At 71.7% G+C, this 23,471-nt stretch carries 21 protein-coding genes; 9 read left to right on the top strand and 12 right to left on the bottom strand.

What is annotated here, in order from left to right; genetic code table 11:
• Position 1: 1 nt before the first annotated feature.
• The 3 genes from GGQ63_RS05070 to GGQ63_RS05060 all read right to left on the bottom strand — a co-directional run bounded on the left by GGQ63_RS05070 (position 2) and on the right by GGQ63_RS05060 (position 3,982).
• Positions 2 to 931, bottom strand: a complete 930-nt coding sequence (locus GGQ63_RS05070; protein WP_183853206.1) for a 4-(cytidine 5'-diphospho)-2-C-methyl-D-erythritol kinase — start codon at positions 929 to 931, stop codon at positions 2 to 4.
• Entirely contained in the window at positions 918 to 2,852 is a 1,935-nt protein-coding gene (locus GGQ63_RS05065) for a tetratricopeptide repeat protein (protein ID WP_183853204.1), read from the bottom strand. The genes GGQ63_RS05070 and GGQ63_RS05065 overlap by 14 nt, the downstream gene beginning before the upstream one ends.
• 110 nt (positions 2,853 to 2,962) lie before the next feature.
• Positions 2,963 to 3,982: a polyprenyl synthetase family protein gene (locus tag GGQ63_RS05060; protein ID WP_183853202.1), complete on the bottom strand. Its 1,020-nt coding sequence runs from the start codon at positions 3,980 to 3,982 to the stop codon at positions 2,963 to 2,965.
• Between the two features lie 199 nt (positions 3,983 to 4,181).
• Here GGQ63_RS05060 and GGQ63_RS05055 point away from each other — a divergent pair, with 199 nt between their 5' ends.
• The 4 genes from GGQ63_RS05055 to GGQ63_RS05040 all read left to right on the top strand — a co-directional run bounded on the left by GGQ63_RS05055 (position 4,182) and on the right by GGQ63_RS05040 (position 6,398).
• The gene (locus tag GGQ63_RS05055; RefSeq protein ID WP_183853199.1) at positions 4,182 to 4,418 is read left to right on the top strand and encodes a putative signal transducing protein; all 237 of its coding nucleotides are present in this window, start codon (positions 4,182 to 4,184) and stop codon (positions 4,416 to 4,418) included.
• Entirely contained in the window at positions 4,415 to 5,254 is an 840-nt protein-coding gene (locus GGQ63_RS05050; protein WP_183853197.1) for a methyltransferase, read from the top strand. The genes GGQ63_RS05055 and GGQ63_RS05050 overlap by 4 nt, the downstream gene beginning before the upstream one ends.
• Positions 5,255 to 5,325: 71 nt before the next feature.
• Positions 5,326 to 6,159 (top strand): S49 family peptidase, encoded by an 834-nt coding sequence (locus GGQ63_RS05045; RefSeq protein WP_183854026.1) that lies wholly within the window; start codon positions 5,326 to 5,328, stop codon positions 6,157 to 6,159.
• A gap of 47 nt (positions 6,160 to 6,206) precedes the next feature.
• Positions 6,207 to 6,398 carry a hypothetical protein gene (locus GGQ63_RS05040; protein ID WP_183853195.1) on the top strand — a complete coding sequence of 64 codons (192 nt, stop codon included), beginning with the start codon at positions 6,207 to 6,209 and terminating at the stop codon, positions 6,396 to 6,398.
• A gap of 190 nt (positions 6,399 to 6,588) precedes the next feature.
• Here GGQ63_RS05040 and glyS read toward each other — a convergent pair whose 3' ends face one another.
• The 3 genes from glyS to GGQ63_RS05025 all read right to left on the bottom strand — a co-directional run bounded on the left by glyS (position 6,589) and on the right by GGQ63_RS05025 (position 11,008).
• On the bottom strand, positions 6,589 to 8,853 hold the full coding sequence (gene glyS, locus GGQ63_RS05035) for a glycine--tRNA ligase subunit beta (protein WP_183853192.1): 2,265 nt from the start codon (positions 8,851 to 8,853) through the stop codon (positions 6,589 to 6,591).
• Positions 8,853 to 10,010: a Fic/DOC family N-terminal domain-containing protein gene (locus GGQ63_RS05030; protein ID WP_183853190.1), complete on the bottom strand. Its 1,158-nt coding sequence runs from the start codon at positions 10,008 to 10,010 to the stop codon at positions 8,853 to 8,855. The genes glyS and GGQ63_RS05030 overlap by 1 nt, the downstream gene beginning before the upstream one ends.
• An 80-nt stretch (positions 10,011 to 10,090) precedes the next feature.
• The gene (locus tag GGQ63_RS05025) at positions 10,091 to 11,008 is read right to left on the bottom strand and encodes a glycine--tRNA ligase subunit alpha (protein ID WP_183854024.1); all 918 of its coding nucleotides are present in this window, start codon (positions 11,006 to 11,008) and stop codon (positions 10,091 to 10,093) included.
• Positions 11,009 to 11,295: 287 nt separating this feature from the next.
• Between GGQ63_RS05025 and GGQ63_RS05020 the strand changes: the two genes are divergently transcribed.
• From GGQ63_RS05020 to GGQ63_RS05010, 3 genes are all read left to right on the top strand, one after another.
• Entirely contained in the window at positions 11,296 to 11,706 is a 411-nt protein-coding gene (locus tag GGQ63_RS05020) for a hypothetical protein (protein WP_183853188.1), read from the top strand.
• 254 nt (positions 11,707 to 11,960) lie between these two features.
• Entirely contained in the window at positions 11,961 to 12,929 is a 969-nt protein-coding gene (locus GGQ63_RS05015) for a sodium-dependent bicarbonate transport family permease (RefSeq protein WP_183853186.1), read from the top strand.
• Positions 12,926 to 13,237 carry a P-II family nitrogen regulator gene (locus GGQ63_RS05010; RefSeq protein WP_210308390.1) on the top strand — a complete coding sequence of 104 codons (312 nt, stop codon included), beginning with the start codon at positions 12,926 to 12,928 and terminating at the stop codon, positions 13,235 to 13,237. The genes GGQ63_RS05015 and GGQ63_RS05010 overlap by 4 nt, the downstream gene beginning before the upstream one ends.
• A gap of 42 nt (positions 13,238 to 13,279) precedes the next feature.
• Here GGQ63_RS05010 and GGQ63_RS05005 read toward each other — a convergent pair whose 3' ends face one another.
• A complete protein-coding gene (locus tag GGQ63_RS05005; protein ID WP_183853184.1) occupies positions 13,280 to 13,630 on the bottom strand; it encodes a YciI family protein in 351 nt (116 codons plus the stop codon).
• A gap of 230 nt (positions 13,631 to 13,860) precedes the next feature.
• Here GGQ63_RS05005 and GGQ63_RS05000 point away from each other — a divergent pair, with 230 nt between their 5' ends.
• Together GGQ63_RS05000 and acuI are read left to right on the top strand one after the other, a co-directional pair.
• On the top strand, positions 13,861 to 15,081 hold the full coding sequence (locus GGQ63_RS05000; RefSeq protein WP_183853181.1) for an MFS transporter: 1,221 nt from the start codon (positions 13,861 to 13,863) through the stop codon (positions 15,079 to 15,081).
• Between the two features lie 34 nt (positions 15,082 to 15,115).
• The gene (acuI, locus tag GGQ63_RS04995) at positions 15,116 to 16,105 is read left to right on the top strand and encodes an acrylyl-CoA reductase (NADPH) (protein WP_246429625.1); all 990 of its coding nucleotides are present in this window, start codon (positions 15,116 to 15,118) and stop codon (positions 16,103 to 16,105) included.
• 43 nt (positions 16,106 to 16,148) lie between these two features.
• Here the strand turns inward: acuI and GGQ63_RS04990 are convergent, their stop codons facing one another.
• The 5 genes from GGQ63_RS04990 to GGQ63_RS04970 all read right to left on the bottom strand — a co-directional run bounded on the left by GGQ63_RS04990 (position 16,149) and on the right by GGQ63_RS04970 (position 23,457).
• Positions 16,149 to 17,975, bottom strand: coding sequence for a glycosyltransferase family protein (locus tag GGQ63_RS04990; RefSeq protein ID WP_183853177.1), 1,827 nt, complete (start codon positions 17,973 to 17,975; stop codon positions 16,149 to 16,151).
• A gap of 133 nt (positions 17,976 to 18,108) precedes the next feature.
• Positions 18,109 to 19,245 (bottom strand): cell wall hydrolase, encoded by a 1,137-nt coding sequence (locus tag GGQ63_RS04985; protein WP_183853176.1) that lies wholly within the window; start codon positions 19,243 to 19,245, stop codon positions 18,109 to 18,111.
• Between the two features lie 203 nt (positions 19,246 to 19,448).
• Entirely contained in the window at positions 19,449 to 22,103 is a 2,655-nt protein-coding gene (gene ppdK, locus GGQ63_RS04980) for a pyruvate, phosphate dikinase (RefSeq protein ID WP_183853174.1), read from the bottom strand.
• Between the two features lie 94 nt (positions 22,104 to 22,197).
• On the bottom strand, positions 22,198 to 22,743 hold the full coding sequence (locus GGQ63_RS04975) for a tyrosine phosphatase family protein (protein ID WP_183853172.1): 546 nt from the start codon (positions 22,741 to 22,743) through the stop codon (positions 22,198 to 22,200).
• A 108-nt stretch (positions 22,744 to 22,851) separates the two neighbouring features.
• The gene (locus tag GGQ63_RS04970) at positions 22,852 to 23,457 is read right to left on the bottom strand and encodes a YfbR-like 5'-deoxynucleotidase (RefSeq protein WP_183854020.1); all 606 of its coding nucleotides are present in this window, start codon (positions 23,455 to 23,457) and stop codon (positions 22,852 to 22,854) included.
• Positions 23,458 to 23,471 lie beyond the last annotated feature (14 nt).

The following is a 23,471-nucleotide window of genomic DNA, read 5'->3' as shown; positions in this document are numbered from 1 at the left end:
TCTAGGCGGTCGCGGCCGGCTCCGCCACCGTGCCGGGCGCGATCGTCGCGACCACCCACCAGTCCGGCCGGGCGGCGGCGATCGCCGCGGCGGCCCGCGCGGCGGCGGGCTCGTCGGGGAAGAGGCCGAACACGGTGGCACCCGACCCCGACATGCGGGCGGCGAGACAGTCCCCGCGGCTGCGCAACAGGCCGAGGGCCGTCGCGATCGAAGGTTCGAGCGCGATCGCCGGCGCCTCGAGGTCGTTCCGCGTCGCGGCGAGCCAGGCGGCGAGGGCGGCGGCGTCGGCGAACGCGGCCGGCAAGTCGGGGAGCGGCGGATTGTCCCGGCGCTCGAGCCGGGCGAACACGGCCGGCGTCGACACGGCGGCCCCCGGATTGACGAGCACCAGCGGCAGGGTGGGCAGGCCGGGCAGCAGCGCGAGCCGCTCGCCGATGCCGCCCGCCCGCACGGGACGGCCGAGGAGGCACATCGGCACGTCGGCACCGAGCCGGCGGACCTCATCCGCAAGCGGGCCGGGGGCGAGCGGGCGGCGCGCGGCGGCCCCGGGATCAACGGCCGCACCGGCACTGCGGGCGAGAAGGCGGATCGCCGCCGCGGCATCGGCCGAGCCGCCGCCGAGGCCGGAGGCGACCGGCAGGCGCTTGTCGAGGCGGAGCGGGGCGGGGGGAAGGCCGAGCGCGGCGACCGCCTTCAGCACCAGATTGTCGGCCGGAGCGAGGGTTTCGAGTTCCGCGGCGAACCGGCCGGCGAGGGCGAGCGGCGGGCCGCGGTCGAGCCTCTCCAGCCGGTCGCCGGCCGTCGCGAAGACGACGAGGCTGTCGAGCTCGTGATAGCCGTCCGGCCGGCGGCCGGTGACGTGCAAAGCGAGATTGATCTTGGCGGGCGCGTCCTCGGCGTCGAGAACGCGGGCCTCGTCAGCGCTGCGCACCGGCGGGCGGCACGGTCAGCGTCAGGCCGGCCGGCAGCCGGTTCGGGTCGACGATCACCGCCCGGTTCGCTTCGAGCAGCTTGCGGTAGAGATGGCCGTCGCCATAGACGCGCTCGGCGATCGTCCACAGCGTGTCGCCGGCGCCGACCGTCACTTCGGAGACGGTGGCGGGCTTGTCGCCGGCATCGGTCGAGGTGGTCGGCGCGATCGCCGCGACCTTGGTCTCCTCGGCCCGGTCGAGGCCTTTTTCGAGCTTCGCCTCGATCCTCGTGAGATCTTCCGGCTCGGGTCCGAGGTCGCGCGCATGGCGCCACTGGAAGGTCGCCTCGAGCTTGCGGCCGGTCTTCCAATAGGCGTCGCCGAGATGATCGTTGATCGTCGGATCATCGGAGCGCAGCTCGACCGCCCGTTCGAGCTGGGCCACCGCCTCGTCGTAATGGCCGGTCTTGTAATAGGCCCAGCCGAGGCTGTCGACGATGTAGCCGTCGTCGGGGCGCAGCTCCACCGCCTTCTTGATCAGCGCGGTGCCGCGCTCGATGTTGATGCCGCGGTCGATCCAGGAATAGCCGAGATAGTTGAGCACCTGCGGCTGTTCGGGCTGGATCGAGAGCGCCTTCAGGAAGTCCGCCTCCGCCTCGGCCCAACGCTTGGTGCGCTCATAGGCGATACCGCGGGCATAATGGAGGCTCCAGTTGCGGGCGCCGGCCGGCAGCGCGGCGATCGCCTTGCTGTAGGCCTCGGCGGACTGCGCGAACGCCTTGCGGCCGCGCTGGATCTGGCCGATCGCCGCCCAGGCCTCGACGTCGCGCGGATCGGCTGCGGTCAGCGTCTCGAGCCGCGCCACCGCCTCCTGCGGACGGTCGAGCGCGTCGAGCGACAGCGCGACCTGGATGTCGGCGCTGCGCCGCAGCGGCGAGCCGGCCGGAATCCGGTCGAAGATGGCGATCGCCGGCTCCTGCCGCTGCAGGGTCTGGTAGAGATCGCCGAGCGCCATCAGGGCGAGCTCGTTGCCGGGCGCGAGATAGAGGGCGAGCTGCAGATAGACGGTGGCGAATTGCTGGCCGCCGCTGTCGGTGCCGAGCGCAGAGCCCAGACCATAGAGCGCCTCGGCCGCGCCCGCCGCCGGATCGCGCAGCAGCGCCGCGGGCCGGCCGCCGCGGCCGATCTCGGCCTCGAGCGCCGACGTCGTCGGATGCGTCACCGCGCTGTTGCGGAAATCGGCGAGCGCCTTCAGCGCCTTGTCGCGGCCGCCATGACGCGCCTCGAAGCGGACATAGGCTTCGACGACGCGCAACGGCGACGGATCGGCGGCATAGGATTTCTCGAACAAGCGCCGCGCCTCGTCGATCCGTCCCGCATGTTCGGCGATCAGCGCGGCGTGGAAGGTCTTGAAGACGCCGTACCAGGACGGCCCCTGCAGCGTGTCGACGATCTTGAGCGCCGCGTCCGTCTCGCCGCGGCCCTCCGCCGCCCAGGCGGCGAGCAGGCCCGATGTGATGTTGGCGAGGGCGCCGCCATTGCCGTCGACGAAATTCCGCGAGGCGCCGGCGAAATCGCCGGCCTTCAGCGCCTGACAGCCGAGCACCAGCTCCGCGAAGCCGTCGCCGGTATCGAGGCCGACGAGCTGGCGGGCGAGCGGCACCGCGCCCTCGACATCGCCGGCCGACAGCTTCAGCATGAAGGTCTGCTGCAGCAGTGCCGGATTATCGGGATCCTGATCGAGCGCCGCCTCGAAGAAGGCCGCCGCCGCCTGATTGTCGCCCGCCGTCATCGCGCTCATGCCGGCGAGATAGGCGCCGGTCGGCGTCGACACGCCGTAATCGTCGACCGTGCGCGCCGTCGCCTGCGCGGCGAGCGGCGCGAGCGGCAGCGCCGCGAGGAGCCCGGCGAGGCGGAGGGCAGCGACGGCTTTGCGCTTCATGCGGATCGACCCGGTCTGTTCCTAGGGCGTCTGCGACAGCCCTGAACGGTCAGCATGGCCCTTTTACGGCACGGCGGCAATCGCGGATGCCGCCGCGCTCCGCCGCAGGGTCAGTGCGCCCGTTCGATGCAGAAATCGACCACCTCGAGCAGGGCGGCCTTGAAGCCGTCATCGGGGAAGGGGGCGAGCGCGTCCCGCGCCACCGCGCCGAAATGGCGCGCCCGCTCGATCGTGTCCTCGATCGCCCGGTGCGTCCGCATCATCCCGATCGCCTGTTCGAGGTCGCCCTCGCCGATCTCGCCGCGCTCGAGCGCCCTCTGCCAGAAGGCGCGGTCGGCATCCGAGCCGCGGCGGTAGGAGAGCACGACGGGGAGGGTGATCTTGCCCTCGCGGAAATCGTCGCCGACATTCTTGCCGAGATCGGCGGAGGAACCGCCATAATCGAGCGCGTCGTCGACGAGCTGGAAGGCGAGGCCGAGATTGGTGCCATAGGAGCGGAAGGCGGCCCGTTCCGAGCGGCCCTTGCCGGCGACGATCGGTCCCACCTCGGCCGCTGCCGAGAAGAGCGCCGCGGTCTTCGCCCGGATCACGGCGAGATACTCGTCCTCGGTCGTCGTCATGCTCTTCGCCGCGGCGAGCTGCATCACCTCGCCCTCGGCGATGACGGACGCCGCGGTGGCGAGCACGTCGAGCGCGTCGAGCGAGCCGACATCGACCATCATCTTGAAGGCCTGGCCGAGCAGGAAATCGCCGACCAGCACGCTCGCCTGATTGCCCCAGACCTTGCGCGCCGCCGGCTTGCCGCGGCGCATGTCGCTCTCGTCGACGACATCGTCGTGCAGCAGCGTCGCGGTGTGCATGAACTCGACCGAGGCGGCGAGCTTCACATGGCCCTCGCCGCGATAGCCGCTCATCCGCGCCGCGGCGAGCGTCAGCATCGGCCGGAGCCGCTTGCCACCCGACGAGATCAGGTGGTTGGCGACCTCCGGGATCATCGAGACATCGGAGCCGGCCTTCGACAGGATCAGCTCGTTGACGCGCTCCATATCGGCCTGGACCAGCGCGACGAGCGGCTCGATGCGCGCTCCGCCCCGCTTCTTGCCCTCTTCGAGGGGAACCACGACGCCCAAGTCGGTCTCCTGGCGTGACTTCGATTGCGCCGGACAATAGGGTCGGCGTTGCGGTGCGGCAAGGGACAGGGTGGCACGCCTTCCGCGTCGCTGCAATCATGGGTCGCGTTCAGCAGCGGCACGCCTGCGCGCCACTCCCGTTCGCCGGTGGGAACAACGCCGCTGTCTTTCTCCACTACGGGGATTAATCTCGGGCACCATGGAAGAGCTCATCCGCACCAACGACCTGGTCCTGATCTCCTTCGTCGAGTCGCTGCTCAAGGAGGCGGGGATCGGTCATTTCGTCGCCGATGCGCATATGAGCGTCATGGAAGGCTCGCTCGGCGTGCTGCCGCGCCGGGTCCTCGTCGATGCGGAGGAGGCGGACGCCGCCCGGGCGCTGCTCGTCGAGGCGGGTGTGGCGGCCGAACTGCGTCCGGAGGGAAACGGCCGGTGACGCCGGAGCCGACCGTCGACGCCTTTCTCGGCGGCCGGGTCGAGGCCGTTCAGCCGGCCCGCGGCCATCATCGCTCCGGGCTCGACGCCATCCTGCTCGCCGCCACCCTGCCGGCGACGATGCGCGGCCGGGTGCTCGATCTCGGCGCCGGAGCGGGCGTCGCCGGCATGGCCGTCGCGGCGCGCTGCCCGGCGGCGCGGGTGACCCTCGTCGAGCGGGAGGCGGAGCTCGTCGCGCTCGCGGCCGCCGCGCTCTGCCGGCCGGCCAATGCCGGCTTCGCGGCGCGGGTCGATATCGCCGCCGCCGATCTCCTCGTTCCGTCCGCGCGCGCGGCGGCCGGCCTTGCCGACGGCGTCGCCGATGCGGCGATCGTCAACCCGCCCTTCTACAGCGCCGGCGCGGTGCGCGCCTCGCCGGCGGCGGCGCGGGCGGGTGCGCATGTGCTCGGTCCGGCGGGGCTCGATCCCTGGTTGCGGGCGGCGGCGGCCCTCGTCGCGCCGGGCGGCACGCTCGCCGCGATCCTGCATGTCGATCTCCTTGCCGATCTTCTCGCCGGGCTCGCCGGCCGGTTCGGGGAGACCATCCTCCTGCCCGTCCATCCGCGCGCCGGCGTGCCGGCGCACCGGCTCATCGTCCACGCCGTCAAGGGCAGCCGCGGCGCGCCGGCGCTCCTGCCGGGCCTCGTCCTGCACGGGCCTTCGGGCTCCGGCTTCCTCGCCGGGCCGGGCGCGATCCTTCGCGAGGGCGCCGGCCTCGCCGAGATCGACGGAGCCTGGGCGCGCGCCGTCCGTTATCCCCGGTCCGTTCCCCCTTTGCCTTCCGAGGAGACGCCATGACCGACACGGCGACCGCAACGGCCACGCCTTCCTCCCACGCCAAGCCTTCCTCCTTCACCCGGCTGAAGCGCATGCTGCCGCCGGCGCTCGGCGGCGACGCCGTGATCGTTCCCGTCGTCCGCATCGCCGGCGCGATCGGCGCGGTCGGCCCGTTTCGCCAGGGCGTGACGCTCGCAAGCCTCGCCGGTCCGCTGAAGAAGGCCTTCGCCATGCGCGGGCCGGCGGTGGCGATCACGATCAACTCGCCGGGCGGCTCGCCGGTGCAGTCGCATCTGATCTTCGGACGCATCAGGGCGCTCGCCGAGGAGAGCGGCAAGACGGTGATCGTCGCCGTCGAGGACGTCGCGGCATCGGGCGGCTATCTGATCGCGCTCGCCGGCGACGAGATCCTCGTCGATCCCTCCTCGATCGTCGGCTCGATCGGCGTCGTCTCGGCCGGCTTCGGCTTCGTCGGGCTGCTCGACAGGCTCGGCATCGAGCGGCGCGTCCACACCGCGGGCGAGAACAAGGCGATGCTCGATCCCTTCCAGCCCGAGCGGGAGAGCGACGTCGTGCACCTGAAGGCGCTGCAGCGCGACGTGCACGACATGTTCATCCATCTCGTCCGCACCCGGCGCGGCGCGCGGCTCGTCGAGGACCCGGCGCTCTTCACCGGCGCCTTCTGGTCGGGCCTGCGCGGCGTCGAGCTCGGCCTCGTCGACCGGGTCGGCGATCTGCGCAGCGCGCTGCGGGCGCGCTATGGCGAGCGGGTGGTGCTGCGGCCGGTCGGCGGCCGGCGCGGCCTCGTGCGCTCGCTCGTCGGCGGCCGGCTCGGCCATGGATCGGCCATGATGCGTCCCGATCTTGCGCAGGCTGCGCTCGCCGCCGTCGAGGAGCGCGCGCTGTGGGCGCGCTACGGGCTCTGAGGCGCCGGGGCGGGGCGACGGGGGCAGACGCCGGGAGCATGAGGACGATGCCGCAACTTCTTCTGATCGCCATGATCGGCACGGTGACCGTGCTCGCCCTGCGGCGGATCGAAAAGGCCCGCGCCAAGGTCGGCGCGCGCCTGCGCGACATGGAGCGCACCGGCGCCGACCGGCCGATCGCGACGCTGGTGCACGATCCCGAGACCGGCCTCTATCGTCCGGTCGACCGGACGGAATAGCGCTTCCGCAACGGCTCCGGCGAAGGGCGGCACTGCGGCCCCGTCGGAGCGGTGCACCCGCCGTCCGGGCGTGCCCGCCACCGCCCTCGCGGCCGGGCGTCGCGACCATCCTCCCGGCGAAGCGGGCGGCCGGCCCGCGGGCGCCTTTCGCCGAACCCGTCCTGTCGGGGCGGGCCGGCGGCGGCCCGACCTACCCGCCGATCTTCGAGAAATCGGCGACGAAGCGCGTCGCGCTGCGGATCGCGGCGAGCAGGTTCAGCCGGTTGGCGCGGGTGACCGGGTGGTCGGCGTTGACGAGCACCTTCTCGAAGAAGGCGTCGACGGGCGCGCGGAGCCACGCGAGCGCGGCCATCGCGGCCTCGAAATCCTCGCGCGCCACCGCCGCTTCCGCCTCGGCCCCGGCCTGCGCCACCGCGGCGGCGAGCGCGACCTCTTCCGGCTCGGACAGATGGCTCATGTCGATCGTCCCGTCGAAGCGCTCGCCCTTCTTCTCCTCGGCGCGCAGGATGTTCGCCGCGCGGCGATAGCCGGCGAGAAGGTTCCGGCCGTCCTCCGTATCGAGGAAGCGCGCGAGCGCATCGACCCGCCGCACGATCAGCACCAGATCGTCCTGTGCCGCGCCGTCCGAGAGCACGGCGTCGACGAGATCGTGCCGCGCGCCCTGCTCGCGCAACTGCACCTTCAGGCGGTCGTGGAAGAAGGCGAGCAGGTCGTCGGCGTCGCGCTCGGCCGCCGCGACATAGCTGCGCGCCGTGCCGCCCGCCGCCAGTTCGTCGGCGGCGATCTCGAGCAGATCGACGGCGCGCGCCGATCCGGCGCGGGTGAGCACGGTGTCGATCAGGTCGTCGAGCTCTTCGAGCATGTCGGCATTGGCGAGCTGGGCGATCCGGCGCCGGATCACCAGCGCCTGCCGCCGCAGCGCCGTCCAGAGCGGCAGCCGGAGCCCGTTCTCGAGCACGATGCGGATCACGCCGAGCGCGGCGCGGCGGAGCGCATAGGGGTCCTTGCTGCCGGTCGGCTTCTCGTCGATCGCCCAGAAGCCGGCGAGCGTATCGAGCTTGTCGGCGAGCGCGACGGCGATCGCCACCGGATCGGCGGGCACCCGGTCGCCCGGACCCTGCGGCTTGTAATGGTCCTCGATCGCCGTCGCGACCGAGGCGTCCTCGCCCTGCGCGGCCGCATAATAGCGCCCCATCAGGCCCTGCAGCTCCGGGAACTCGCCGACCACCTCGGTGACGAGGTCGGCCTTGGCGAGGCGGGCGGCGCGGCGCGCCTTCGCCTCGTCGGCGCCGACGCGGGGCGCGATCTCGGCGGCCAGGCGCTCGATCCGGTCGATCCGCTCGGCCTGCGTGCCGAGCTTCTCGTGGAAGACGATGCCCTGCGCGCGGATCTTCTCGAGCCGCTGGTCGAGCGGCTTCAGGCGCTCGTCGAAGCCGGGCAGGGGCCGCCGGTCGGTGTTCCAGAAATAGAGCGCGTCCGACAGGCGGGCGCGGATCACCCGGCCATTGCCGGCGACGATCTGGCCGCCGCCATCGCTCGCCTCGATATTGGCGACGAGCACGAAGCGGTTGGCAAGGCCGCCATCCGGCTTCCTGAGCACGAAGCACTTCTGGTTGGCGCGGATGGTGGTGCGGATCACCTCCGGCGGGATGGCGAGAAAATCCTCCTCGAAGGCGCCGACGAGCACGACCGGCCATTCGACGAGGCCGGCGACCTCCTCGAGCAGCGCCTCGTCCTCGACGAGATCGAGTCCGAGCGCGAAGGCGCGGTTCTTCGCATCGGCGAGGATGATCGCCTTGCGCCGGTCGGCATCGAGCACGACCTTTGCCCGCTCGAGCTTCGCCACGTAATCCTCGAAGCGGCGGACCCGGATCGGCTCCGGCGCATGGAAGCGATGGCCGCGTGTGGTGTCGCCGGCGACGATGCCGTCGACCTCGAAGGCGACCACCTCCGGCTCCTCGGTCTCGGGCCCGAAGGTGGCGAGGATCGACTGCAGCGGCCGCACCCAGGCGAGCCGGCCGGTGCCCCAGCGCATCGATTTCGGCCAGGGGAAGCCGCGGATGATTTTCGGCATCGCCTCGGCGACGATCTCGGCCGCCGCCCGGCCGGGCCGCTCGATGACGGCGACGTAGAAATCGCCCTTCTTCGGGTCGGACTGGACGGTCGCCTCGTCGAGCGAGGCGAGGCCGGCCGATTTGAGGAAGCCCGCCACCGCGGCATCGGGCGCACCGACGCGCGGGCCTTTGCGCTCCTCCCGCGTCGCGGCCGACTGCGCCGGCACGCCGACGACCGACAGGGCGAGCCGGCGCGGCGTCGCGAAGGCCTTGGCGGCCTCATAATGCAGCCCGGCCTCGACGAGCGCGTCGGTGACCAGCTTCTTCAGGTCCTCCGCCGCTCGCCGCTGCATCCGCGCGGGAATTTCCTCGGAGAAGAGTTCGATCAGAAGGTCGGGCATCAGGCCTGTCCTGCGATGGTGTTCAAGACTCCGCGCGCGGCGAAGAACTTCGGATAGGACGTCCCTTCGATCTCTTCGACGATGTCGAGCGATGTGAGCAGCGCGACGTGCTTCTGAGCAGCCGGATACGTCACGCAAAGGTGCTCCGCAAGCTGCGGGATCGAGAAAACGGGATGGGTGAAGAGCCGGTCGACCACCGACAGAAGCAGGGCGGACCGGCCGGCGCCCTGCAGCGATTGGCGGTAGCGCTCCCGCATCGCGAGCAATCGGTCGGCGGTCGCGATGGTCTCGCGGCAGGTGTCCGATACGACGTCCATGAAGAAGGCGATCCAGCCGACCCAGTCTCCGGTGCGGGAGACCTCGAACATCCGGTCGATGTATTCGTTCTTCCGGCGTTCCAGGACAGGGCTGACGAAGAGCGCGGGATGCGAGAGCACGCCCCGTTCATAGAGCATGACGGGGATCAGGATGCGGCCGACGCGGCCGTTCCCGTCCCCGAAGGGGTGCACGGTCTCGAACTGGTAGTGGACGAGCGCGGCGTCGAGGATCGCCGGGGTGTCGTTGCGGTTCTGCCTGTGAATATATCGCTCCAGCCGATCGAGGCATTCGGCCGTTTCGATGGGCGGTGTCGGCACGAAGCGGGCGGCTTCGATCGTCGCGGCGCCGATCCAGTTCTGCCGGTCCTTGAACTCACCCGCCCTGACATGGGCGCCCCGAGACCGGGTGACGCCTGTCATGAGATCCCGATGAGCGCCCCGGATGGTCCGGAGCGAAAGCGGGACTTCCTCGAGGCTCTTCACGGCATTGCGCAGGGCGATCGAATAGTTTCGCACTTCGCGGGTGTCGCTGCTTTCCGACGAGCCTGCAAAGCCCGCCTCCGCGAGCAGCAGCGCATCGACGGTCGTGAAGGTGCCTTCCATGCTCGACGAAGTGAGCGCTTCCTTCGCCTGCAGCGGATAGATCAGGATATACGGATCGGGCAGGGTCCGGAGGATGCCGTTCAGCTCGCCAAGGGCCTGTGTGGCACGGACCGTGGGATTGAACACGGCGGCCGCGTCGAGCGCGGGCGGAAGGTCGGCGGGCACGAACCCCCACTGGCCGTCGAGCGTCGGGGCGAGGCGGCCGGAAGGCGAACGTTCGAAGGCTGCCTTGTCCACTTTCAACCTTGCCTGAGGTTTATATCAAACCGCCGTTTCCTATAAACCTGAGCGTGGATTCTATACCAAACTAAAAGCTCTCATCCCGCGCCGCCGGCGGCCGTGCGGAGCCAGGCTTCGCCGCAGGCCTTGGCGAGTTCGCGCACGCGCAGGATGTAGCTCTGCCGTTCGGTGACCGAGATCACGCCGCGGGCGTCGAGCAGGTTGAAGCGGTGACTCGCCTTGATCGTCTGGTCATAGGCCGGCAGGACGCAGCGGTGGCGGCGGTCATTGGCGTCCATCGGCGCCTCGCCGGCTTCGAGCAGCGCCCGGCATTCGCGCTCCGCATCCTCGAAATGTCGCTTCAGCATTTCGGTATCGGCATATTCGAAATTGTGCCGCGAATACTCTTCCTCGGCCTGCTTGAAGACCTCGCCATAGGAGACCTTCTCGTCGCCGTCGCGGCCGTTGAAATTGAGGTCGTAGACGTTTTCGACGCCCTGGACATACATCGCCAGCCGCTCGAGCCCGTAGGTCAGTTCGCCGGAGACCGGGCTGCATTCGAAGCCGGCGACCTGCTGGAAATAGGTGAACTGCGACACTTCCATGCCGTCGCACCAGCACTCCCAGCCGAGGCCCCAGGCGCCGAGCGTCGGGCTTTCCCAGTCGTCCTCGACGAAGCGCACGTCGTGCAGGGCGGTGTCGATGCCGATCGCCGCGAGCGAGGCGAGATAGAGCTCCTGCAGATTGGGCGGGTTCGGCTTCAGGATCACCTGGAACTGGTAATAGTGCTGCAGCCGGTTGGGGTTCTCGCCATAGCGGCCGTCCTTCGGCCGGCGCGACGGCTGGACATAGGCGGCGCGCCAGCGCGTCGGGCCGAGGGCGCGCAGCGTCGTCGCCGGATGGAAGGTGCCGGCACCCACCTCCATGTCGTAGGGCTGCAGGATGACGCAGCCCTGATCGGCCCAGAAGCGCTGCAGCGCCAGGATCAGGCCCTGAAAGGATCGGTCGGGCCGCATATGCGGCGGAAGGACGTCGGACACGCGCGCCTGCCTTGAAAATCGCCCCGGACGAGGGCGGCGCACCCTATCCGCGCGCCGCGCGGCGGGTCAAGGCGGGCCGCCGCACGCGAAGCCGGGTGTGAGCGGCGTAACAGACAGGGCGCCGGCGCCGCGCGATGCTCGCCTCGACGATCCGCACCGAAACGGTCGGACCGGGGTCCGGGGAAGCGCCGTCCACGCCGCGGGAAAGTCCCGCGGCGGGAGTGCCGGCGCGACGTGCCAGAAACGCACCAGGAAACGCCCGCATGCCCTCCGCCTCTCGCAAGCCCGCCCGCCTGCTCCTCTCGCTCGCCGCCGCGGCCCTCATCGGTCTCGCCGCGCCCGCCGCGGCGCAGACCGCCGGCCCCTCCAACACCCCCGGCTCCGGCGGCGGCAACCGCCCCGGCGGCGGGGGCGCCCCGACGACGGTCTACGACCCCTGCAATCCCTATCCGAACGCGACGCACGGCTTCGTCGCCGCCGTTCCCTCCCATTGCGGCGGCTCGAAGCGTCCCCCACGGCGTGTCGCGAGCGGCGGCGAGGACTGCGCCTGCCACGTCCATGTCGAGCGGCTGCCCGGCGTCCGCTTCCACCGCACCGTTTCCTGTCATGGTCATCCGCGCCGGGTGATGCGCACCGTGGTCAGCGTCTGCAGTCCGGATTTCGACCGCCGCTGAGGTCGGGCGGCCGGGCGCGCCGGGGACCGGCGGACGGGGAGAGCGGGCGGCCGTCCTTTCCGGCCGCTTTCGCCGCGCCGGCCGGCCGGCAGCGCGTACGGTCCGGCGCCGTCGCCGATGGCATGCACTTTTCCGGAGCCCCCGACGTCGGCCTGTGATCCGGATCGCTCGGCGCGCCGTATAAGCGCCCTCGATGCCTCCGAAACGGGTCGGGGGCGGGATCCGGCCGATCCGCGGCCGGCCGGGGGCGTGTCATGTCCGGTGGTCTCGAAGCACTCTTCTCGCCGATCATCCTGTTCTTCGTTCTCGGGGCCGCGGCGGCCTTCGCGCGATCGGATCTTTCGGTGCCGGAGGCGGTGGCGAAGGGCCTGTCGCTCTATCTGATGGCCTCGATCGGCCTCAAGGGCGGCGTCGAGGTGCGGCAGAGCGGCTTCTCGACCGAAATCTTCGCCGCGGCGGGCGCGGGGCTCGCGCTCAGCCTTCTGCTGCCCTTCCTCGCCTTTGCGGCACTGCGCCGGTTCGGACGGCTCGGTCCGATCGATGCGGGCGCGGTCGCCGCGCATTACGGCTCGGTGAGCGTCGTCACCTTCGTCACCGGCGTCGAGATCCTCACCGGCCGCGGCCTGCCGCCCGCCGGCTACATGGTCGCCGTGCTCGCCCTGATGGAGACGCCGGCGATCATCGTCGGTCTCCTCCTCGCGCGGCGGGGGCTCGCCGGCGGCGCGGCGACGGGCGGCGATGGCCTGTGGCGCGAGACCCTCCTCAACGGCTCGGTCGTCCTGCTGATGGGGAGTTTCGTCATCGGCCTTATCGCCGGCAAGGCCGGCTTCGCGCCGATCGCGCCGCTCTTCGAGAGCGGCTTCCGCGGCGCGCTCTGCCTGTTCCTGCTCGACATGGGCCTCATCGCCGCACGGCGGCTGCGCGAGGCGCGGGCGCTCACCTTGAGGCTCGCGGCGCTCGCCGTGCTCTTGCCGGTCGTGAACGGCACGCTCGGCGTGCTCGCCGGGACACTGGTCGGGCTCGACACGGGTTCCGTGGCGGCGCTCGGCATCCTCGCCGGCAGCGCCTCCTATATCGCCGTCCCGGCGGCGATGCGGCTCGCCTTGCCGCAGGCCGATGCCGGGCTCTATCTCGCCATGTCGCTCGCGGTGACCTTTCCCTTCAACATCACGCTCGGCATTCCCTTCTACACGGCCCTTGCCGGAACGATGGTCGCGCCATGATCACCACCTTCCGCCGCCAGAAGATCGAGATCCTCGTCGACGCGCCGCTGGTCCGCCGCGTCGCCGCCGCCGCGGCGGGGGTCGGCATCGTCCATTACACGCTCGTGCCGACGCTCGGCGGCGTCGGTGCGCGCGGCGCCTGGTCGGACGATCAGGTGACCGGTGCGGAGGCGAAGGTGCTCTTCGTCGCCGTTACCGGCGAGGAGAAGGCGGAGGCGCTCGCCACGGCGCTGGCGCCGCTCCTCGACAGCCACGGCCTGATGCTGATGATCGGCCCGGTCGAGGTCGTGCGCGGCGAGAAGTTCTGAGCCGTCCGTCCGGGCGGCCCGCTTCTCGCCCAAACGTCGCGCTCAGCCGAGCGGCATGACCGGCCGAACCTCGATGCCGCCGTGCCGGGCCATCGGCACGCCCGCCGCAATCTCGGCCGCCTCGGCGAGATCGCGCGCATCGATGAGGAGGAAGCCGCCGAGTTGCGGCCCGTCCGCGGCATAGGGGCCTTCCGCCGTGGCGACGCGGCCGCCGCGCACCCGCACCGTCACCGCCTCTGAAGGGGCGACGAGCGCGTCGGCGGCGACGAAATGGCCGCGCGCCGTGAGGCCGGCGTCATAAGCGAGCGACTCCTCGATCAGGCGCCGGTGATCCTGCTCGCCGAAACCTTCGAACGTCGCGCCGTCGACATAGACGAGGCAAAGAAACCGCATCGCCCTTCTCCCTGTTGCACTCGACCATGCCGAGGACGCGCGGCGGCGGTGCGATCCGACAGGCGGCGTGCGGTGCGGCGGGAAAAAACGTCCGGCTGCGCCGGCTCCCCGGCGTGCGCGGCCGCCGATCCATCAGCGTGTCGTGCGGCTCGCTTCACCCGTTTTGATTATCCCGGCGCGGCGTTCGGGCTTAGACTCGCGACATTGCCTTCTTCCCTCGCGAGTCCGCCATGTCCGCCCAGCCCGTCGCGCCGTCGTTCCGCCGCCCCGAGGTGATCGTCGCCGCCGGCCTCGCCATCGCCATGCTGACCTTCGGTCCGCGCTCGACCATGGGCTTCTTCCTGACGCCGATGACCGTCGAGAACGGCTGGAGCCGCGAGGTCTTCGCGCTCGCCATCGCGCTGCAGAACCTCTTCTGGGGCGCCGCGCAGCCCTTCTCGGGACTGCTCGCCGACCGCTACGGGCCGGTGCCTGTGCTGGTCGTCGGCAGCGTCGTCTATGCGGCCGGCCTCGTCCTGATGGCCTTCACCACCGACGCGCTGGTGCTCCAGCTGACCGCCGGCGTGCTGATGGGGCTCGGCATCGCGTCGTCTGCCTATTTCCTGGTGCTCGTCGCCTTCCAGCGGCTGCTGCCGGAGCGGATGAAGCCGCTCGCCTTCGGGCTCGGCACGGCGGCGGGCTCGGCCGGCCAGTTCGTCTTCGCCCCGCTCGGCCAGGGCTTCATCGCCGGCTTCGGCTGGCGGGGGGCGCTGGTCGCCATGGCGGCGCTCGTACTCGTCGTGCCCTTCCTCGCCATGGTGCTGCGCGGCGGGGCGCAGCCGCGTCCGCGCGGCGTCGTCGAGCAGAGCGCCGGCGGGGCGATCGCCGAGGCACTCGGCCACCGCTCCTATCTCTGGCTGATCGCCGGCTTCTTCGTCTGCGGCTTCCATGTCGCCTTCATCACCACCCATCTGCCGCCCTATGTCGCCGATATCGGCATCGATCCCTGGTGGGGCGGCATGGCGATCGGTGTGATCGGCCTCTTCAACATCGCCGGCGCGATCACCGCCGGCTGGCTCTCCGGCCGGGTGCCGAAGCGGCTCGTGCTGTCGGCGATCTATTTCGGCCGCGGCATCGCCATCACGCTCTTCATCCTCACCCCGCCGAGCGTCGCCTCGCTGCTCATCTTCTCCGCCGCGATGGGCTTTCTGTGGCTGTCGACGGTTCCGCCGACGCAAGGCCTCGTCAACATCATGTTCGGCACCCGCTTCATGGCGATGCTGTTCGGCGTCGTCTTCTTCTCCCACCAGGTCGGCTCCTTCCTCGGCGTCTGGCTGGGCGGCCGCATCTACGACCAGACCGGCTCCTATGCCCTGTTCTGGTGGATTTCGGTGGCGCTCGCGGTGTTCGCCGGGCTCGTCCATCTGCCGATCGTCGAGCGGCCGGTGGCGCGCCTCCAGCCGGCGGAATAGGCTGGCGCGCCGGCGGGCGAGAGGGAGAGCGGTTTTGGCGAGCTTCAGGGCGGTGCTGATCGAGAAGGACGCGGCGGGCGGACAGTCGGTCGGCTTCACGCGGATCGACGAGACGGCGATGATGCCGGGCGACGTGACGATCGCGGTCGAACGCTCGACGATCAATTACAAGGACGGGCTCGCCGTCACCGGCCGGCTGCCGGTGGTCCGCCATTTCCCGATGATCCCGGGGGTCGACGGGGTCGGCACGGTGATCGGCTCCGAGAGCGAGGCCTTCGCCGTCGGCGACCGCGTGCTCCTCAATGGCTGGGGGGTCGGCGAGCTGCACTGGGGCTTCTGGGCGGAGCGCGCGCGCGTTCGCTCCGAATGGCTGATCGCGCTGCCGCCGGGGATTACCGGCGACGAGGCGATGGCGCTCGGCACGGCGGGCTATACGGCGATGCTCGCCGTCATGGCGCTCGAGCGGCACGAGATCCATCCCGGCTCCGGCCCGATCCTCGTCACCGGGGCCGCCGGCGGCCTCGGCTCGACGGCGGTGAGCCTTCTGTCGAGCCTCGGCCATCACGTCGTCGCGGCGACCGGCCGGCCCGAGGAGGCCGACTATCTGAAGGGCCTCGGCGCGGCGGAGGTGATCGACCGGGCGGAGCTCTCCGGCCCGCCGCGGCCGCTGTCGAAAATCCGCTTCGTCGGGGCGATCGACGCGGTGGGCGGCGCGACGCTCGCGAATGTGCTGTCGATGATCCGCGATTTCGGCGCGGTCGCCGCCTGCGGCAATGCCGGCGGGATGGATTTGCCGGGCTCGGTCGCGCCCTTCATCCTGCGCGGCGTCACGCTCTACGGCATCGAATCGGTGCGGGCCCCGAAGGCCGTGCGCACGGCCGCCTGGAACCGGCTCGCCCGCGACATGGACCGGGCCAAGCTCGCGGCGATGACCCGCGCCATTCCGTTCGACGCGGTGCTCGACGAGGCCAGGGCGATCGTCGACGGCCGCGTCCGCGGCCGGATCGTCGTCGAGATCGGGTAGGGCGGGCCCATCCGGAGGCGGATCGGGGCTCCATCACGGCCCTCTACCCGAAGGTATCCGCCGTCCCGGGGGCTGCGGCCCGTTTGAAGGCCGCGGCTTTGGCCTCGAGACGGCGCAGGCTCGCCTCGATCATCGTTTCGAGCCTTTCGTTGGTCGCCGGCCACAGGGTCGAGTCGAGGGCCGCCGCGTGGCCCGCCACCGGCACCGCCGTCGTGATGCAACGCAGGCCCCGCCGTTCGAGATAGCGGTCGATCGTGTGCCGCGCCGGATCCTCGCCCTCGAATTCGAAGGCGGCGAGGAGGCCGAGGGCGGAGGCGTTGTAGATCGCGAAGACGGCGCCGATCACCGTGTCGACATGGATGAACCGCTCGCCGTCCCGCTCCTCGACATGCGAGACCGCGAAATCGGGCCTGAGATCGCTGAGCAGGCCGGAAAACACGTCCCAGGCTCCGCCGAGGCCGTCGAGATAGCGCTCGACCGCCGCGAGCCGATCGGCCGTTCCGGGCGCGAAGGCGGCGTCGTCCTCGTAGACGGTCAGCCGCGTCGTGCCGGCACCGAGCGCGCGGCGGGCGATAAACTTGTAACTCTCCGCGCAGCCCTTCCAGCCATCGATATGGCGCAGGCACGGGAACACCGCCGCGCCGGCGAGACGGTTCGTCTCGGCGAAACGGAAGCGCGCGATGTGTTCGGGAAAGGCGAGCACCACCCTGTCGGAAGGGAGCGCGATGCCGGCGCTCGCCGCATCGAGTTCGTCGAGCGTCAGTGCGCCCACACCGTGCAGCGCCCGCAGCACGCCGAAGCGGCTTCCCCGGACCGTCTCGGCGACGGGCCGCGGCGGCTCGGCCTTGTCCGGCCGGTTCTCCTGCGCGAGCACTGCGAGGGTCCTGGCGACGAAGGCGTCGATGTCGCCGGTCGGCACGAAGTCGACGCGATCCTCGAAGGCCCCCTGATCGGCCTGATCGACGCCCTGTTCGGAAACCACCCGCGCGCCGAAGCTCAACGCCTCCGAGAGCCGGGTCGTCTCGAGCAGCGCGCCTTCATAATAGTGGACGTTGACCACCACCTTCGCGGACCGGAGCAGGCGGTAAAGGTCGTCGCCGAACACCTCCGTCACCACCCGCAGCTCGACGTGGCTGCGGAGCGCCTCGAAATAGCGCCTCCGCCGGTCATTCGACGCGCCGTAGAACAGGACGTCGATGGTTTGCCCCCCGGGCGGTGGGGGAGTGGCCGGCATCGCCGGCGGCTCGATCGGCACGTGATAGAGCTGCTTCAGCGGAAGCCCGTGTTCGATGAGGGCCGCGATGTTGTCGAGCGAATAGTCGAGCACGGCGAGGCCCGCCGCGAGCGTCGACAGATAGGCGGGCGTGACCCATTGCGAGGCGCGCACCTGTTCCATCTGGAACAGGATGGTGCGCTCGAGAGGCGGCAGACGGTCGAACATCTGCGGGCACAGGACGATGTAGAGATCGTGCTCCGCCTCCGGCGGCGCGTCGTAGAGCCGGCAGGCGAGCCGCGTGCCGGCGAGCGCCGTCGCGATCGTCCCGGCGACGAACCGAGTGTGCGGCGTCGAGACGATGCCGACCGAGCGCACGGCGCCGAGCCGGCCGGACGCCGCCACCGCCCGTATCCGGGCGGCATAGCGCGTCTCCTCCCGACCCGGCAGCCTCTGGCCGATCAGCACGGCCTGCGTCGCCAGCCAGGGCGCGAAAGCCGGCCGGACGCTGCCCTCCGCGTCGAGCGCGATGAGCCGGCCGACCGAGCGCAGACGGCGCTTCTGCCTGTTGATCAGCAGCCGCCGAAGCCAGCCGCGGGGCTTGCCGTCCGAATGGAAGCCGAATCGGTGCGCACGCTCCGCAATGTACCGCTTCAACGGCCGCAAGACGCCGCCGAACTCTGCCCCCACCGTGTGTCCGCCCCCCGCGTCACGACAACCGGGGCGACAGTCTCACACGTCAGGTTGCGCGGCAACAGCGGCCGGCGCGGGAGGGGCGGAGCGCGGCGGGCTAGGACCAGCCGCCGCCATAGGTCTTGTAAAAGACGTGCCGGCCGATCTTCTGCATCTTCTTCATCGTCCGCGCCCAGCGCGGCCGGACATAGGTGGCGTGATAGTGCGTCGCCGAGCCGACATCGGCCGACCACCAGTTGTTCTCGAACAGCACCCGCCGCGCGAGCGTCTGCGCCGTCGACCAGGCCCGCCGGTCGGTCACGCGGTCCTTGATGCCGTCGCAGGCGAAGGAGAACTGGCAGGCATTGCGCATGGTGCGGTTCTGATAGACGACGCCGCAGATCGTCGCCGGATAGGCCGGGTTCTTGAGCCGGTTGATCACCACCTGGGCGACCGCGAGCTGGCCCTTGATCGGCTCCGAGCGGGCTTCGAAATAGATCGCCTCGGCGAGGCATCTCTGCTCGCTCTTCGACTTTGCGGCCTGCGGGATCGGGAAGGTGACCCAGAAATGGTCGCGTTTACCGTCCTTGCCGATCGCCATCGGCGCGCCGGTGCCGGGCTTGCCGAGCAGGGCATCGAAGGGCGCGCCATCGGCGGCGGGATCGGACGGGGCGTAGGCGATCGCGTCCGTCTCGGCGACCGCGGCCCCGGGGGTCGCGGCGGCGGCGGACCCGCGCTTGCCGCGGACGACGGCGGCGATCGCCTTCGTCGCATCCTTGGGCAGCAGAAGCGCAACGGCCTCGCCCGGCGCGGCGTCGAACACCGAAGCCTCGCGCGCCAGCACGCCGGCGGTGAAGGCGCTGACCACCACCGGGCGCAGCCGCGTCATGGCGAGATCGCCCTTCGGGGCGCGGTTGACCTCGGGCGGCTCGAATGTCGGCGCCACCGCGCCCTTGACGATCGTATCGAGGCGGGGCGTCACGACGATCTCGGCCGTCGCGGCGAGGCGCTCGGCGGCGGAAGGGGCGAGGGAGGCGACATGCACCGAGCCGGACGGCGTCGGGACGAGCCGGGCGAGCCAGCGCTCGGCGGCCGGAACCTTGCCGCCGAACATCTCGGCGACGTCCTGATAGGCGACGTCGGTCGCGCTGCCGGCGAGCAGCGCCGCACCGGCGATCGCCGGCAGGAACAGCCGGTTGAAGAGGAGGGTGCCGAAACCGGAGCGGCGCCGGAGGGCGGGACGGGGGCGCGCCAAGCGCGCCGGCGGAGCGGATCGCCCTCTCATCGTAGGCCGGTGAACTCCCGTCATGGGCACGCAAACTCCAGGCGTTCGGACCGGGGGTCGGGGAGTGGAAGCTCCCGGCCGAGGACTGAGAGTTGCGGCATTAACCTTGAAAGACGGTTAACGACCCGCCCGGGCATTGTGGCCCGAGCGAGGCGGGCCGTCCTTTTCCCCGCTCATTCGGCCGCCTTGCGACCGATTTCCCCCGTTCGTGCTTCGGCGGCGATCGCCGCCTGGGCCGCGGCGAGCCGGGCGATCGGCACGCGAAACGGCGAGCAGGAGACATAATCGAGGCCGATCTCGGCGCAGAAACGGATCGAGGCCGGATCGCCGCCGTGCTCGCCGCAGATGCCGAGCTCGAGGTCCGGCCGTGTCGCCCGGCCTCGTTCCGCAGCCATCCGCACCAGTTCGCCCACGCCCTCGTGGTCGAGCGTCGCGAAGGGATCATGGGGCATCAGACCCTCCTCGACATAGGCGCGCAGGAAGGCCGCGGCGTCGTCGCGCGAGATGCCGTAGGTCGTCTGGGTGAGGTCGTTGGTGCCGAAGGAGAAGAAGGCGGCGCTCTCGGCGATCGCCCCGGCGCGCAGGGCGGCGCGCGGCAGCTCGATCATCGTGCCGATCTCGTAATGGGGCGCCGCGCCACGCTCGCGGCCGATGGCCTGCGCGACGATGCGGACCCGCTCGGCGACGAAATCGAACTCGGCGCGGGAGGCGACGAGGGGCACCATGATCTGCGGCACCACCGCCGCGCCGGTCTCGGCGGCCGCATCGAGCGCGGCGTCGAGGATGGCGCGCGCCTGCATCTCGGCGATTTCGGGAAAGGTGATGGCGAGCCGGCAGCCGCGATGGCCGAGCATCGGGTTCGCCTCGGCGAGCGCCTCGAGCCGGCGGCGCAGCCGGTCCTCGGCCATGCCGAGCGCGCCCGCGAGCGCGGCGATCTCCTCTTCGGCGCGCGGCAGGAATTCGTGCAGCGGCGGGTCGAGCAGGCGAACGGTCACCGGATGACCGGCCATCACCGTGAAGAGGCGGGCGAAATCGGCGCGCTGCAGCGGCAGCAGCGCGGCGAGCGCCTCGCGCCGCGCCTCGACCGTCTCGGCGAGGATCATGGCGCGGACGAGGCCGGTGCGGCCGCTCTCGAAGAACATGTGCTCGGAGCGGCAGAGGCCGATGCCCTCCGCGCCGAAGGCCCGCGCGATATTGGCGTCGGCGACCGTCTCGGCGTTCGCCCGGACCCGGAGCGTGCGGATGCCGTCCGCCCAGTCCATGAGGGTGGCGAAGGCGCCGGTCAGCTCCGGCTGGCTGAGCGGCACGGCGCCGACCATCACCGCGCCGCTGCCGCCGTCGAGCGTGACCGTGTCGCCGCGGCGGACCGTCCGCTCGCCCGCCGACAGCGTGCCGGCGCGCGCATCGACACGCAGCGTGCCGGCGCCGGCGACGCAGGGCTTGCCCATGCCGCGGGCGATCACCGCCGCATGGCTCGTCATGCCGCCGCGCACCGTGAGGATGGCCGCCGCCGCATGCATGGCGTGCACGTCCTCCGGCCCGGTCTCGACCCGCACCAGGATCGCCTTGCGGCCGGCGAGCCGCAGGTCCTCCGCCTCCGCCGCGCTGAAGGCGACGACGCCCGTCGCCGCGCCGGGCGAGGCCGGAACGCCGCGGGCGAGCAGATCGACGGGGGCGGCCGGATCGATGCGCGGGTGGAGCAGGTGATCGAGCGAGGCCGGGTCGATCCGGGCGACCGCCTCGCGGCGGTCGATGATCCGTTCGCCGGCGAGGCCGACGGCGATCGCGAGATCCGCGCGCGTCGAGCGGGCGAGCGGCCGGACGTCGAGCAGGAACAGCCGCCCGTCCTCGACCGTGAACTCGAATTCGACCGCATCGCGGAAATGGGCTTCGAGCCGCCCCGCGGCGGCGACGAGGCCCTCGCGGACGGCTGCCACCGCCTCGTGCGCCGCGGCGAGCCGGTCGAGCGGCTCGGCACCGCGCGCGCCCGCCTTGATCTCGTCGCCCTGCGCCGCGGCGAGGAAGCTGCCGGCGAGCCGCTTCGCGCCCGTTTCCGCGTCGCGCGTCGAGACGAGGCCTGCTCCGGACCGGCGGCCGAGATTGCCGAAGGCCATGGTCTGCACGACGAGGGCCGGCGCCGCCTGATCGGGCAGGGCGGTGAGGCTGCGCCAGGCGATGGCGCGGGGCGTCCTCCAGGAGCGGAGCGCCGCCTCGATCGCGGTCGCGAGCTGCAGGCCGAGTGCGTCGGGCGGTGGGGTCCCGGTCTCCTCCGCGATCAGCGCGGCATAGAGCGCGCCGAGCGCCCCGCCATCCTCCGCGCCGAGCGGGCCGGCCGGCGGCAGGCCGCGGCCGCGCCGGAAGGCATCGGCCCGCTCCTCGAAATCGGCCGGATCGAGCCGCAGCACCGTCTCGCCGAACTGGCGCAGGAACCGCCGGCGGCAATCCTGCGCGAAGGCGGGATCGCCGGTCGCCTGCGCGAGCGCGCGGGTCGCGATGTCACCGAGGCCGAGGTCAAGAAGGGCGCCCTCGAGACCGGGCATCGCCCGCTCCGGGCTCGGCCGCAAAGCGAGCACCGGCGGACGGGGGGCGGCGAGTGCCTCGAGCCAGCCGAGCGCGGCGTCGAACTCCGCCTCGAAACCGTTCGGAAACCGTCCATGGGCGAGATGATGCGCCGTCGCCGCGGCGCCGATCGTGAAGCCGGCCGGCACGGGCAGGCCGAGCCGCGCCATCGCCGCGAGCGCCGCGCCCTTGGCGCCGAGCAGGGCGGCCGCATTCGCGCCGCCCTCGTCGGCGACGCCGTCACCGAAGCGGTAGATCCACCGCACCATGCCCGCCTCCCGAGCCGCCCGGCTCGTCTGGACTTAAAGGCCAGCCTTTGCCGCAATGCAACATGGAAAAGCGGCTAACCGGCGGGCTGCCCGTTCAGGCGACCGAAACCGTACCGCCCTGCCGCTCGTCGCGCAGGGTGAGGGCGAAGGGATGGCCCTCGAAAGCCTCGTGGCCACGGCCGATCCGCTCGATCGCCGCGACCATGCGGCCCTGCCGCTGCAGCATCGCGTCGGCGAGGCGGACGAGCAGGAGATTGGGCGTCGCCGGCGGGGAGAGGGCGCGGATCCTCGCCGCGATGTCGGCCTCGTCGCGCTCCGGGCGCAGCGCGCAGAGCGTGATGAAGGCGGCGGCCGTCGACCGGCTGATCCCGGCGAAGCAGTGCACCACCATCGGCCGCTGCTGATCCCAGCCGCGGGCGAAATCGAGCAGCGTCGCGACATGCTCCTCGGCCGGGTGGATCATGCCGTCCATCGGCTCGAGAATGTCGTTGAGGCCGAGGAAGAGATGGCGCTCCGGCGCGATCGCGGCCGGCCGCTCGACGGGCGTGCCGACATTGATCAGCGTGACGAGATGGCTCGCACCGGTCTCGGCGACGGTGTGCGGCACCCGCGCGAGCGAGCAGACATGGATCCTGGGCATGAGGCGACTCCTGAGGCGGCACACATAGACCCTCGCGCGGCCTTCGTCACGCCTTCGCGGCGGCGGCCGGCCGCCGCCGGTGATGCGCCGCTCTCACGCGGCGCCGCCTCAGCGCGGCGCCGTTGTCCCGGTGGCGGCGGGCCGGGGGTCCGCGCCGGGCGGCGCGAGAGCGGCGAAGCGGGCGAGGAACTGCGCCTCCGCCTCCGCGGTCGGCCAGGGGATGAGCGGCAGGCGGGCCGGATCGAAGCCCGAAGGCCGGCCGAAATAGCGCTCCGCCTCGGCGGCCGAGAAGCCGGCGAGGCGCGTCGCCTCGAAATAGGCGGCGATCCTGTCGGCCGCCTTGATCGCCGCCTTGAGCTTCGGCGGGCAGGCGGCCGGCAGGCCGAAGCGCAGGTGGATCGCCGCCATCAGCCGCGCCTCGATGGTCTTGTATTCGCCGCCGACCAGCGCCTTGAAGGGCGAGATCATGTCGCCGATGACATATTCCGGCGCGTCGTGGAGGAGCACGGCGAGCCGTTCGGCCCGGCCGAGCGCGGGCGCGGCGTGCTGCGCGACGGCCTCGACGAGCACCGCGTGCTGCGCGACCGAAAAGGCGTGCGCGCCGACCGTCTGGCCGTTCCAGCGCGCCACCCGGGCGAGGCCGTGCGCGATGTCGGCGATCTCGATGTCGAAGGGGGAGGGGTCGACGAGGTCCAGCCGCCGCCCGGAGAGCATGCGCTGCCAGGCGC

This window comes from Prosthecomicrobium pneumaticum, assembly GCF_014199915.1.
GTDB classification, from domain to species: Bacteria; Pseudomonadota; Alphaproteobacteria; order Rhizobiales; family Kaistiaceae; genus Prosthecomicrobium; species Prosthecomicrobium pneumaticum.
The sequence above is the reverse complement of the archived record's forward strand: the minus strand, read 5'-3'. Positions and strand labels throughout refer to the sequence as shown.